Source organism: Pseudoalteromonas sp. SCSIO 43088 (assembly GCF_023650795.1).
Lineage (GTDB): Bacteria > Pseudomonadota > Gammaproteobacteria > Enterobacterales > Alteromonadaceae > Pseudoalteromonas > Pseudoalteromonas shioyasakiensis.
Map to the genome: position 1 here is coordinate 2627878 of NZ_CP072675.1, position 14275 is coordinate 2642152.

The window sequence follows — 14275 nt, forward strand, 5'->3', positions numbered from 1 at the left end:
GACAAATAACTTAATTAGTCGGGTACTTGGTCCATTCTCCACCATCTAATTGGATGTAAGGCTGCCCTTTTATATACATCATTACCGTATCCTCATTCTCGGCGACCTTGGCTGAAGTTGGTAAATTATCAAGCACTCGGTTAATGGGTACCGACCCTGTGAACAAATCTAACTTCATCGTATTATTGATTAACTCTGATAATGAAAAATAACTCATTGTTTCATCAACGACATTCAGCCCATCATGCTTTATATCAGGACCGATGAATTTAACCGCTGTTGGCACTGAAACTATTGAAGGGCTCGGAATTTCGCGCAAACCAGAGAATTGTAGTTTATCACCCTGTAAGGCAGCCCCATGCTCAGGCACAACCACCAGCATTACGTTTCGACCTTGTGCTTTTAACTCAGTTATAAACTTATCGATGTCATTAAATAAGCGCTGTTGTCTAAGCGGATAGCTTTCAAAGCTATTCATACGTTCACGACCAGCAAGTTGATTGCCATCGTGTAAGCTAATGGTGTTGTAGTAAAGAGCCCTAGGCTGCTCACTCGAACCTTGCTTTTTCAACCAATTAGTGAGTATATCCGCATCAGAATAAATCGGTTTGCCATCGAAACCATACTGCGCAGCACTAAATTGGCTAAAATCCAGTTTTGGCACAGAAACACCACCGTATTGTCTAATCAAACCAATAAAGTCATCAAAATGTCCATCGTGGTTAAGAGCCACACTGGTTTTATAGCCAAGCTCAGCAAGGTTAGTGAATAGCTGACATTGCTTATCAACAGGTTTAAATAGTTGCTCTTGACTTGTTTGCCCGCAACTTGCTCGTAATAGTCGAATTGCCGCAGGACCACTGTACGACGTTGCTGAGTTAAATTGGCTAAACAAAATATCAAAATCAGCAAATAAGTTACGTGGCTCAACACCAATTGCATTTAAATCAGCCGTCGCTAAAGAGCAAATATTTAGCACAACAACATCAAATGGCTGGCCATTAAATACGTCAGGAAACTGGCTTTGTAGTAAATTCTGTTGCTGGTAAAAGTCTTGTAACTGTTGATCCGGTGTCTTTTGTTTTGCTGTATCAGAAACTAAAACGGGTACTTGTTTTTTTGTAGTTTGGTTATTGCTAGCGACTTGAGTTGTAACCTCATCACTCGTAACAGCCCCACCTAACCAAAACGCATACATAAAGCCAATTATTGAAATACTGGTGTAACGCAACCACTTCACAGTAAACCAATAAAAAACCACTAAAGCAAAGAGCGCAAAAATCATATCGAGGCTAACAACGCGCGCTGAGATCTCAAAAAAGTAGCCGATGCTAAAGTCTTGTACATTGCCAGCTTGCTTGGTGAGCCTGGAAATCGGGGGCAACCACGAGTCGTGATACAACAAGGCCACTCCTACCACCACACTCATAGCGTGTTTGATACGAGATAACCAAACATGTTGAAAAGAGATAGCTAGAAAAGCAAAAAATGCTAAGTTTGCAAATAAATCAAAAGAAATATCACCTCGGCTATACAGAACAAACTTAACTAGAAAGTATAAATTCCAAATACCTAATCCTGAAAGCCTCACTTGTTATCCTTCTTGTGTCGTTTTGGCGTATAGGGCGTTAATAATACATGCCTAAATGTTAGTTTTCGGTAGAGCACGACTACTTTATTAAACAATACCTTACCTGTATTACTTAGCAAAATGCCGATTAACATTGCGATGATAAAAGTAATAAAAAACTGGTTTAAGCTCATGATAGCTCACCTTTTAAGGTCACTTTAATTGGCTCAGATATAGGTCGAATCACTTTTTTAAATTCCGGTGTCTCTGTATTTAAATTTGCAATGTCTGCTATTTTTGTATCAAAAATGTAACTGACGTTTTCTTGTAATTGTTGGGTAAAGTCGGTTATTTCAGTATTAGCAAAATGACGTTGCATACGGCGACATTCTTGCTGAATATAAAAATGATCAGCAATGACATTTTTTGACATAAAAAAGTCGCTTATCTGTAATTTAAATAAGTGTTTAATCGCACTTTCCACATCGTGCTCTCGACAAGCATGTAGATAAAGGTAAACCGTGCCATCAGCAAAACTAAAAATATCCCCTTCACGTTTTACATGAAATAAATGTAATGGATGTATGGCATCAATACGCGGTAAAAGCTGCAACATAACAAGCACGCCACTTACACCCAGATTGGCAGCTGAGTCACTATGTTTAGCAACCTGCTGTACGAACTTATCTGGAGGCAAATAACCTTTAGCCAATACATTTTCACTGTATTTTAGAACATCATCAATAGATTTCGGTAGTGGCCTTGTAAACTGAAACCCTTGAATTGACTGAATTTGTGACAGTAAACGCGAAGGCTCAGAATAACTATATAAAATAAGATTAACCCCTAAAGTTAAAAATAAGCACTCGTCCTGGTGACGAATAATGCCATCAACATTTTGAATTACTAATTTCAGTCGGCGACCACATTTCTTTCGAAGAGAGAAGCAATCTTTGGCTAACGCTTTTAAATCAGTGTATCGGGTAACTGCAAAAACTAACGTCGCTGATTTTTTGGTAAGCCCTTTAGAAAAAAGAGCATCATTATCATCAATTATTTTATAAAACACGGGTAGCTTTGTACCCTCAGGTACAGCACTGCGAGTTAGCCATACCTCGTCTTCATCAAAGTCTTGCTCCGTTGCTTGCGACTTATCATCAGCCTCTTGCTCTACCTCAACTAATGCAAGTTGACCATCATGAAGCTGTAAATTAACCGAACGCCCAGCGATAACTCCTTCTTTATGACACCAATAATCATACTCAAGAGTGCGAATTGATGCCTCTTGAGTTATATAAATAAGGCCATCAAAGAAACGGTTTAAGGCTAATAACTGACGTCTCAATTCACTGACATAAGCACCTGACATTAAAAACACTAAAGTGACATTTTTTGATTGTGACAAAGCAACATAGAGCTTGAGTTTTTCACCAAGCTGCTGTTCGTTCAAAGAGACTAAATGTTCTGAATCGACATGCACGATAACCGTGCTGTTTTTCAGTTGCTCATACTGTTTTATTTCGTTAATAACACCACGGGAAAAATGCAAACTTTTTGATACATTCTCATTATGATGTAAATGGAAAGGACGTAGTACCCCTTGTTCGAACAAGGTAAATAATAACTCGCTTCCCTCGCCTTCGAAAAATAATTCGACTTGTTCAGAAAGCAAAAAAACCGAGTCTTTATGATTGGTTAAAAGATGCCTTGTTAACTCTAATAGCTGATTATCTAGCGGGGCAAGTAAAGCGTAGTTTGCGCCTCGCTTTAGCTCAGAGAAAGCTCCGTTTAGTCCTGTAATATTTAAATGAGGCACCAACAAACCCTTAAAAAAGATACTTTAGTACTAGTTTTAAACGCTATTCTATATATAATGCAGATTATGTCCATGGATCGTGAACATTTTTAAGCTAATTTTTCTCATAACGGTTTTTTAGATGAATGACTTTGCAGTAAAAAATTCACATACCTTAACTCAATACGATATTGAAAAGCTGTTACGCCAATTTGGCGGCAAGGAAACGGATTATGTTGAAATTATTGATGTTGAAAAAAATCGCAAAACGATTGAAAAGTACCCTTTGCTTAACGATATCGCATTAGCAACAACACAAACACAGAGCACAAAAAAAATTAACAAAAACGCAATAAAGAATCATAAATGAAGCGAATTTTTTTAAAAGGAATTAAAGGTGGCACTGGTACAACATCTATTGTGGCCAACCTTGCTTGTGCTTTGAGAAAATCAAATGTGCCTGTGTATGCCATCGATTTAGATCCAAAAGGCGACTTAGGCCTACACCTTGGTCTTGCTTGGGAGCATCAGCTAGGCTGGAGTGATTACCCAAACTTTGCCTCTGCATGTGAGCAGTTTCACCAAGATAACGACGGCGTAAAGTTTTTACCCTATGGCAGCCGTTCGAACTTAGGGTTAGACTTTTCAAGCGTTATAGAGAGTTGTCAGCAGCTTAATGACAGCGATGACAGCTGGTTTTTATTTGACTGCCCAGCCCATGTTGATGTGCACCGCTATTCACTAAATGAAGACGATATATTCCTTGAGATTATTAATTGTGATGCTATTTGTCACAGTTTTGCTTTCAAACGTTTAAACACTCTAAAGCAGGCTGAATCATCTTGGCAGCATTATTTTTTAACCAATAAATATAATTCAGCCTCTGAGATTGAATCAGATTTATTGCAGCTTTGGCAAACTGAATTACCATTGATTGCACCTTTATATATCAATAAAGATGAAGTCATCAAAGAAGCAACTGCATTTAGAAATGTGGCGATTAACTGTGCTCCATACAGCGTTGCTAATGATGACTTTGAAACGCTAGCCGGTTGGCTTGTAAGCCGCGCGAGTCAGAATGACCAATAGCATCCATTCACTCGGTATCACACACCGACTACTTAAAGGTATTTTAGGGTTGTTTTTAACGAAGCAACTTGTGCGCTTCGTATTTATAAAATTTTATAGTTATTACAACCAACACAAAATGAGCCTATTGGGAGCGATTTTACTCCCCTTCTTTGTGCTTTTTTTGTCATTGTTTATTAAATTAGAAAACAATAAAAAACGTGAGTTAAAGCTTAAACTTAAACGCTTGTATCCTCATGTTTCTCAACCAGTATTTACACCAAGCAATTGCATTCGGATTGCATTGCAAAGTGTGTACCTTGCGCTATTCAATACCACCACAACCTCACAGCAACATATCGCCGTTGAGCAGCGTAAATCTTGGCGTAAAATCACGCGTTCAGCTCGCTTATTGAGACTGGCAGACAGTAAACTAGTACGCTCTTTTAAAGGGTTTTGGTTAGTTGCTAGAAAGCAAACAAAAACTAAATCATATAAAGCAGTGAGTCGCTCTCCACTTTGGAGAAACAGCACCTTAAAGGTCGCTTTTTTCACTCTCATTATTTTTGCGGTGGCTATATTTGTAACCGTGCCATTTAGTATTGAAGCGCAAGCAGTGTTCATTAGTTTAATTTTGGTTGTTGCTTATTCTCTAAGGCGGGTTGAAGGGAAAATGGCCACTATTGTGATGATCACCCTTTCTGTTACAACCTCTACACGTTATCTATGGTGGCGCTACACTGACACTCTTAACTGGGGTGACCCTTTAGCCCTTACCCTAGGGATTGGTTTGCTGCTTGCTGAAAGCTACGCTTGGTTGGTACTGATCTTAGGTTTTTTCCAAACCATCAACCCATTAAACCGTAAACCGATCGCTTTAGATAAAGATACAACAAACTGGCCAACAGTTGATATTTATATTCCTACTTACAACGAGCCGCTTGATGTTGTTAAGCCAACGACAATCGCCGCGCAAAGTATTGATTGGCCAGCAGATAAGCTTAATATTTATATTCTAGATGATGGTAAGCGCCCTGAATTTGCCGAATTCGCAAAGCAAATTGGTGTTGGTTATTTAACTCGCCCTGATAACAAACATGCCAAAGCCGGTAACATGAACCATGCGATGAAAGTAACTAATGGCGACTACATTGCTATTTTTGACTGTGACCATATCCCTGCTCGCTCATTCTTACAAATGACAATGGGACAATTCATCAATGACAGTAAAGTGTGTTTAGTACAAACACCTCACCACTTTTTTTCTGCCGATCCATTTGAGCGCAACCTCAAAAACCATCGTAAAATCCCAAATGAAAATATGTTGTTCTATGGCTTAATTCAAGATGGCAATGATATGTGGGATGCGACCTTCTTTTGTGGTTCGTGTGCTGTTTTAAGGCGCAGTGCCCTTGAAGAAATTGGTGGTTTTGCCGTAGAAACCGTCACTGAAGATGCCCACACCGCCCTAAGAATGCAGCGCGCTGGCTACAAAACAACATATATTAATATTCCACAAGCCGCCGGCCTAGCTACAGATAGTTTATCTGCCCACGTCGGTCAACGTATTCGCTGGGCACGCGGCATGGCACAAATATTCCGATTAGATAACCCGCTGTTTGGTAAGGGCCTAAATATCGCGCAGCGCTTGTGCTATTTAAACGCTATGTTGCACTTTTTATCAGGCATTCCGCGAATTGTATTCTTAACAGCGCCACTGGCATTAATTTATTTTAATGCGCAAATTATCTATGCGCCGTTTGTTGCCATCTTTCTTTATATTGTGCCAACGCTATTACAGGTAAAAATCACCAATTCACGGATTCAAGGAAAATACCGCTATTCATTTTGGGGCGAAGTTTATGAGTCAGTACTTGCTTGGTATATTTTAAAACCCACGACAGTTGCGCTTATCAACCCGAATAAGGGTAAATTTAACGTGACAGAAAAAGGTGGCTTAAACAAGCAAGATCACTACGACTGGACGATTTCAAAACCCTATATCATCTTATTACTGGTTAACGTGTTAGGTATGACCTATGGCGTGTTCAGGTTGTTCTTTGGTGACAGCTCACAAATAGGTGTACTCGTCATTAGCATGTTGTGGGCAAGCTATAATGTGATAATTTTGGGCGCAGCTGTGGCTGTTGCCGCTGAAGCCAAACAAGTACGTAGCTCACACCGTATAAAAGCAAACTTCCCTGCAGCTATTCGCCTTGCTAATGGCCGTACCATTAAAGTGAAAATTACGGACTACTCAAATAATGGTGTTGGCCTTGAAACTGACCATAATCACCTTTGCCGCGTAAATGATAAAGTCGAGCTACTCATGAGCCGTGGCTTGAAGCAGTTTTAATTCCCAACTTATATCTGTAACACCCGCGATAAACAACTGGGTCTTACCCTCAGAGATTTAGATTTAGAAAAACAAAAAGCCTTTATTCAATGCACTTTCTCACGTGCTGATGCTTGGCTTGATTGGCAAGAAAACTTTAAACACGACAAGCCTTCATACAGCTTTTCTCACGTTTTTTATACCAGTCTAAGAGGCTTTAAGAACTTGATTTTCCATGCCCCAAATGAATTAAGACCAGCGATTGCGTTTGCATCAAGAGTCTTGTACTTTGTGGCGTCGTTATTACCTAAAAAACCAACAAAAGTACTAAAAACATCATGATAAAAACTTTTTTAACCTTGTTATTAGCTTTTGGCACACTCGGCATATCTGGCTGGGCGATAAGTGCTGAGCCTCTCTCTAATAAAGCGATTTTTGATGATGGTTACCCAGAGCAAGCACCAATTGAAAGCATGACGCTAAGCTTTGAAAAGCTTGGTTTAAGCAAGTTCAAGCTTGATGGAGTGAGTAATAGTACCCGTGTTGATTTTACAAACCGCCTCGATAAATTAGGGAAAAAACTGACTCTAGACTTTTCATACACAACCTCACCATCACTTATTGGCCGTGTCTCACATTTGAAAATTTTCTTAAATGAAAACCTTGTCACTGTGCTACCCATTGATGATAAGACAACGCCAATTGGCACAGTCTCTGAGCGCAGCGTTGTTCTTAACCCTAAGCTAATTAAAGACTTTAACCAAATTCGCTTCGAACTAGTCGGTTTTTACGATCTGGTTTGTCAGGATGACTATAGTAAAACAATATGGGCCGAGCTTAGTAAAAGCAGCCGTATTTCTATTGACCGTCAGTCACTTGCTCTTGAAAGCTTACTTGAGTATTTCCCTGCACCATTTTTTGATTCGCGAGATTACAACAAGGTCACTTTGCCATTTGTGTTTGCATCACAACCTGATGAAAACACACTCGAAGCAGCGGCTGCACTATCAAGCTTTTTTGGCGCTCAAGCAAAATGGCGCAAAGCACAGTTCCCTGTACAAATTAATGCAACTCCGACAGAACATAGTGTCGTATTCGCAACAAACGACAACAAGCCTGATTTTTTATTGAATTACCCTGATGTTGAAAAGCCAACTGTAGAAATTATCAGCAGCCCTACTCAGCGCTACGCCAAAGTACTGCTTGTTTTAGGTAAAGACACAGCACAATTGAAAGAAGCCGTAGTAGGTTTAGTCTTTGGCTATAAAGTAATGACAGGTCGCAGTGCAACCATTGATGCAATTAGCAACTTACCGCTTCGAGAAGCCTACGATGCGCCACTGTGGGTGCGTTCTGATCGCCCAGTAAGCTTTGATGAATTTATTGAATACCCAACTCAGCTGCAATCGGAAGGCTATCGCGGTCTACCTGTTCGGTTAGACTTGCGTTTTGCACCAGATTTATTCACTTGGCGTGAAAATGGTATTCCTATTACCTTGAATTACCGCAACACGCCTGTTGAGCAAAACATGTTGTCGCGTTTGAATATGTTGATTAACGGTAAGTTTGTGGATGGTTTTATTCTTGATAACGAAGGTGGTAAAACGATTACAACCGATACCTTGTTACCGCTTTTATCTGAATTCAATCCAACCAAAACTCGTCAAGACTTTGAGCTAACAGGGTTAGATTTAACAACAAATAACCAGCTTACTTATGATTTTAATTTTGCAGTCGTAAAAACCGGTGAGTGTAGCGCCATTCCTGCAGGCGGTGAATTTGGTGCAATTGATGGCAGCTCTACCATTGATGTAAGTGACTTCCATCACTATATTGCCATGCCAAACCTACGCGCCTTTGCAAATGGCGGTTTCCCATTCACCAAATATGCCGATTTACACCAAAGTACGCTTGTAATGGAAGCTAACAGCTCAGTTAACGCGATTAGTTTATTGCTTAATTTCACAGGTCATTTGGGTGCCATAACAGGCTACCCAGCGCACCGTTTAGACATTCAATTTCCAAGTAACCAATTGGCGCTAAACGATAAAGACATTATTATTATTGGTAAGCCTGACTCTTTCTTAAACTCACTTGCCAAAGACAGCGCCCTAAGTGTGCTTATCAACAACAACCAACGCATTGTTGATCAAGCTATCTATAATGGTGCCTACGACACTAAAGGTGCTGAAAAAATTAAAGTAAATATAAGCAGCATTGGCCGTTTAGCCGTGATGTCTGGGTTCCAGTCACCGTTTGATTCAGACCGCTCAGTAGTCTCTTTGATTGCCAGTAATGAAAATGCTTTTGCACTTCTCACTGATGCTCTACTGAATAATGATAAAACAGCTCAAATAATGGGAAGCTCAGCCATTATCAATAGCCAAGGCATCAAAACGATTAAAACCGATGAACAGTATTTTGTCGGTCACGTGCCTATTCATACCCTCATTTGGTTCCACTTTTCAGACCGCCCAGTATTGTTAGCGATTCTATCACTACTAACCCTATTACTTATTTCATTTATGTTGTGGCGAGTGCTCGCGCTACTTACCAAAAAACGTTTATCTGAAGGAGATCAGGCATAATGAAAACTATCGCTTCTTTACTATTCGTTTTTGTTTTTTCAAGCAACGCCTTAGCTCAGTTAAGCTGCAGCGCTTGGCCGCAATGGAATAACTTTAAAACTCACTTCATTACACCAGAAGGACGCGTAATTGATTTGGGTAGTAATTACAGTATTACCACCTCAGAGGGGCAATCTTATGCGTTATTCTTTGCTTTACTTGCCAATGATAAAGCCAGCTTCGATAAGTTGCTTGAGTGGACTGAAGTACATCTTTCTGAAGGTGATTTAAGTACCCGTTTACCAGCGTGGCAATGGGGAATAAAGCAAAATCAAGGACAAATCCTTGATTCAAATCCAGCTTCTGATTCAGATTTATGGATTGCTTATACCCTGTCGCAAGCAGCTATCTTATGGAATGAAAGACGCTACGCAGTGCTCAGCTCAGTGCTTGCTGAGCGCATCATTCGTGAAGAAACAGCGCAAATACCAAACCTCGGTCTGACTCTATTACCTGGGCCAACAGGCTTTGAAAAAGACAGTAGCTGGAAATTAAATCCAAGCTATGCACCGCTATTTATATTTGCGCAATTTGCACACCTATACCCGCACTCGCCTTGGCAAACATTACACGATAACTCGGCGCAGTTATTAATAGATACAGCACCAAAAGGCGTGAGCCCTGATTGGGTTAATTACAGCGTGGAAAAAGGCTTTTATCATGATAAAAGCGCCCCTGCTACAGGTAGTTATAATGCGATCCGCGTCTACCTTTGGGCCAGTATGATGGCAGAAGATGCCCCCTATAAAAATGCCCTTACACAGCAGTTTAAACCTTTTGTTGATAGCATTGTTTCTTCAGGCAAAGTGCCATTAGAAACCAATGCAGTCTCAGGCAAAACAGCAGGCAACGCCCCAAGTGGTTTTGTTGCCGCCTTATTGCCATTGCTTGCTGAAGATAATGCATCACAAACTGTGACAGCTTTACAACAGCAAATAATGATGGATACCCGCTTTACCACCAGCCGCTACTACGACAGCGTGTTGTATTTATTTGGTAACAGCGCATTGAACAAACGTTTTAGTATTGATAAAAACGGGGCTTTAACAACTAACTGGAGCAATGAATGCCGATAAAGTGGCTACTTGCTGCAGTTTTAGCAAGCTCCAGTGCATCCGCAGCAATAAAAAAAGACCTTGATAGTCAATCAATTGATTGGTTAATTAGCCAAGTACAACTTGGTGAAATTGAGCGTGATAATCAATTGATGAGCGACAGCTTAGAAAAGCTGCAAAGCATTGCACCTAAAAATACTCAAGTGCAATGCGCCCAGGTGCGCGTTTTATATAGCCTCAAAGAAACCGACAAAGCCAATGCGCATTTAGCAGAGCTTAGTAACCTATCACATCCGTGCGTAACAAGCTTAATCCTACTTGCACGCGTCAATAACCAAGACAAAGAAGCGGTTCAACAAGCCAGGCTTCGTGCCAGGGCCGGACAATACAGTGATGCGGTAAAAATCTACAATCGGCTATTTAAATCCGCCTACCCTAATATTGAATATGAGCTGGAGCACATAAACTGGCTTGCTCAAGATCCAAATCAATATCAGCAAGCACTGCGCGGTTATCGCTCTTTACTAAAACGCTACCCAAATAGTGGCCGTTTTGAGCTTGCCTACGCAAGACATCTGTTAAAACAAAACCCAACAAACAAAGAAGCCATAGGGTTACTGAGCCATTATGCACACAGTAACCAATATGGTGTTGAAGCTGAGTTTGCGTGGCTTGCAGCCCTTGAGGATATGCCGCTTAATAAACAAACTGAGCGCGAATATCAGCGTTACTTTGCAGCCTACCCTAAAAGCAGTAAAGGTCAGCTACAATTTAGTGACTTTAAAAAAGCGCATTTAGCTGAACAAAAAAAGCAAGCAGACCCTGCGTATCAGACATGGCTTAAGGGCAGTGTCGAACTTGAAAAACGCCACTTTGATGCAGCAGAAAAGCTTTTTAATAAAGCACTGCGAGGTCGTCCTCAAGATCCTGAAATATACAATAGCTTAGGTTTATTGAATTTAAGGCAAGGTCGCAATGCCAATGCTTACCAGTACTTTAAAAAAGCTCAAAAATACAGCATAGATGCAAACCGTATAACGGTGTTAAAAGGCCTCGCCAATACTGCTCGTTTTTGGCAATACATAGATGAAGCTAAATCAGCCATGAGTAGCAATGAACTCAAACAGGCTGCGCTTAAGCTGGATTTAGCTGACACCTTAAATGAAGACCCTAATACGGTATTGTTTTACCGCGCAGAACTTGCCAAACAAGCAGGCCAACTTCAAAACGCGATGAACCTTTATAAGCAAGTGCTAAAAGACGACCCTCTGCAACAGCCTACTTTGCGTGCCATGCTTGAATTGACCGCCTCAGATGGTAATTATGCTCGTAGTCATCGTTTTTATAATGGCTTAACTCGTCAGCAACAGGCATTAATTGCTGAAGATTATACCCTATTACAAACACAGCAACTGAGAACCCGCGCTGATGAGCTTACTGCTGAAGGTAAGCTAGATGAAGCAGTTGATGTGCTACTTATGGCAATCAAACAAAGCCCACGTCAAAGCTGGCTTTACTACGACCTTGCAAATTTATATCAACAACAAGGTTTAGTTGATCATGCCAAAGCTCTGTATAAAAAAACCTTGTGGCAATTTCCGCTAGATGCAGATTTGCGTTATAGCCATGCACTATTTTTACGTTCGTTGAACGATTACCAAGGAGCACTGGCAACCTTAGAATACATTCCTAATAACGCGCGCACTGAACAAATTAATGTGCTTACAGAGCAGCTAAGTATTAATACCAAACTAGAAAGGCTCTCTGCCAACAATACAGCCACGAATAAAGCCACGGTGATTTATAAGCTCACCGAGTTAGAAGCACAGCCATTAACACCTTTAATGCAAGCTGAGCTTGCCAGTCAATGGCAACAAATTAATGAGCAGCAGTATGCAATAAGGCAACTGAAAAAAGCTCTTACTCGTGACCCAAGTTTGAGCCCATATTGGCACATGACATATGCAAATTGGCTAATTGAAAGCAACGATAAAAACGCTGCTGATAGCTGGTTTGCAGACTATCAACTGCCGAGTAACGCAACCGATGCAGAGCAATCACAATGGTTAGCACTACAAGTTAATTACGTTAATCGCTTTAGTGATAGTAACCAACGAGTTGCTAAGCTCTCAGAGCTTGCAACACGTTACCCTGATAACCCAGAACTGTCAGAGGCGCTGATCAATGCTCATATCGAGCAAGGCAATAGTAATCAGGCCATTATCCGCTTTGAGCAGCACGTTGCAAAAGGACAAACTGTGTCAACGGATACTGCTTTAGCTATTGCGACACTTGCTCGTCAGCAACAAAGAGATGGTTTAGCAGATCGCATCATTGCTGGGCAAATTAATCAGCTTTCAAGTGAGCAAAGCTATCGTCAGCAGCAATTAATGGCAGCCCTTGAACAATTTGAAGATACACAAAGTGCGATAAATCTAGCTGAGCAATTGCTAGCTAAATCAAACAACAACCAAGAGCTTTATTATCAAGCAGCAGCGGTTGCGCAAGCTAAGCAACAAACTACGCTTGCTCAAAGCTGGTACCGCGCTGCAGTTGATCCAGATACGGCAACGAGCACCTTAAGCGATGAGCAGAACTATGAACTGTATGCCCTTGATGAAAATGAAGCTTGGTATGTCAATAATGCCAAGCGTCAATTGCAAGGTATTGAGCGCGATGAGCAAGCGTATATCACTGCTGCAATCAACTTAAGTAGCCAAACCAGCACACAAAATGAGTCCACACTGGGCGCTGGTGCAACGCCTATTGAAGCAGGTTTCCCGCTATGGGGTGGCACTGGGATTGTGAAATTAGACCCAATGACAATATCGAGCCAAGAAACCCGCTTTGATGAAACCTTTGCTGGTAGCCGCTATGGTCAAGGAGCCCTGTGTATTTTTGACTGCCCACTTTTAAGTATAAAACCAAAGCAACAAGGTATGGATATTGGCCTTGCTTGGCAAAACGAGCAATGGCGAATTGATGTTGGGACCACTCCACTTGGCTTTTTAGTCGAAGATATCGTGTGGGGCGTTAATTACAATGGTGATTTAGGCGACTTTGGTTATGGCGTTACCTTTAATAAACGCCCGGTTACCAGCTCTGTATTATCTTACGCCGGACTAGAAGATGTCTTTACCAACCAAGTATGGGGCGGTGTTAGAGCTACGCAATTACAACTTAGTCTATCTCATGACCTTGGCCTAGATTGGGGTTTTTGGGGCAGTACTAACTATCAAATCTTGCAAGGTAAAAACGTAAAAGATAATCAAAGCTACAGCCTAATGGGTGGCAGTTATTATCGTTATATTCGCGAAAGAAACACCGAATTAAGTCTAGGCCTTAACTTATTACACTGGTCGTATAAGTATAATTTAAGTGAAGAAACCTGGGGACATGGTGGCTATTACAGTCCACAAAACTACTTGGGCGCTTCATTACCTGTGATTTTTGATAAGCGAGTTGGTCATAATTTTGTATACCGACTGCGCGCTGGCGTATCTTGGTCAACCACCACGACAGACGACATCGCATTTTTTCCTAACGACCCTATTTTGCAAGGCCAAGCAGAGGCTCAAACAGCTGTTACGGGCGTTGTACCTTACTTTGAAGGCGATACCAGCAATGGTTTATCGTATAACTTAGGGGCAAGTTTTGAGTATCGATTCACGCCTCATTGGTTCTTTGGTGGTTACGTCAACTTAGATAGAGCCGATTTTTACGAGCCGAATTATGCTCAGCTGTACTTTCGTTATTACTTTAATCCGGTGTATAGCGAACTGGCTTTCCCGGGTAAACCTGTTGTGCCTTATGCAAGCTACTAAC

At 41.0% G+C, this 14275-nt stretch carries 7 protein-coding genes and 1 pseudogene; 6 read left to right on the forward strand and 2 right to left on the reverse strand.

The window, feature by feature from the left end; all coding sequences use genetic code 11:
- Positions 1-10: 10 nt before the first annotated feature.
- Together bcsG and bcsE are read right to left on the reverse strand one after the other, a co-directional pair.
- The gene (gene bcsG, locus J8Z28_RS12155) at positions 11-1591 is read right to left on the reverse strand and encodes a cellulose biosynthesis protein BcsG (RefSeq protein ID WP_250659505.1); all 1581 of its coding nucleotides are present in this window, start codon (positions 1589-1591) and stop codon (positions 11-13) included.
- Positions 1592-1760: 169 nt separating this feature from the next.
- A complete protein-coding gene (gene bcsE / locus J8Z28_RS12160; protein ID WP_250659506.1) occupies positions 1761-3386 on the reverse strand; it encodes a cellulose biosynthesis protein BcsE in 1626 nt (541 codons plus the stop codon).
- Positions 3387-3507: 121 nt separating this feature from the next.
- Here bcsE and bcsR point away from each other — a divergent pair, with 121 nt between their 5' ends.
- The 6 genes and pseudogenes from bcsR (at position 3508) to J8Z28_RS12190 (ending at position 14274) form a co-directional block, all read left to right on the forward strand.
- A complete protein-coding gene (bcsR, locus tag J8Z28_RS12165) occupies positions 3508-3735 on the forward strand; it encodes a BcsR/BcsP family cellulose biosynthesis protein (protein WP_239964547.1) in 228 nt (75 codons plus the stop codon).
- Entirely contained in the window at positions 3732-4454 is a 723-nt protein-coding gene (gene bcsQ, locus J8Z28_RS12170) for a cellulose biosynthesis protein BcsQ (protein ID WP_239964546.1), read from the forward strand. The genes bcsR and bcsQ overlap by 4 nt, the downstream gene beginning before the upstream one ends.
- Positions 4444-7110, forward strand: a pseudogene (bcsA, locus tag J8Z28_RS12175) (UDP-forming cellulose synthase catalytic subunit). The gene bcsQ and the pseudogene bcsA overlap by 11 nt, the downstream one beginning before the upstream one ends.
- The gene (bcsB, locus tag J8Z28_RS12180) at positions 7107-9356 is read left to right on the forward strand and encodes a cellulose biosynthesis cyclic di-GMP-binding regulatory protein BcsB (RefSeq protein ID WP_250659507.1); all 2250 of its coding nucleotides are present in this window, start codon (positions 7107-7109) and stop codon (positions 9354-9356) included. The pseudogene bcsA and the gene bcsB overlap by 4 nt, the downstream one beginning before the upstream one ends.
- Positions 9356-10471: a cellulose synthase complex periplasmic endoglucanase BcsZ gene (gene bcsZ, locus J8Z28_RS12185; protein WP_250659508.1), complete on the forward strand. Its 1116-nt coding sequence runs from the start codon at positions 9356-9358 to the stop codon at positions 10469-10471. The genes bcsB and bcsZ overlap by 1 nt, the downstream gene beginning before the upstream one ends.
- Positions 10462-14274: a cellulose synthase subunit BcsC-related outer membrane protein gene (locus J8Z28_RS12190; RefSeq protein WP_250659509.1), complete on the forward strand. Its 3813-nt coding sequence runs from the start codon at positions 10462-10464 to the stop codon at positions 14272-14274. The genes bcsZ and J8Z28_RS12190 overlap by 10 nt, the downstream gene beginning before the upstream one ends.
- The last annotated feature ends 1 nt before the right edge of the window (position 14275 follow it).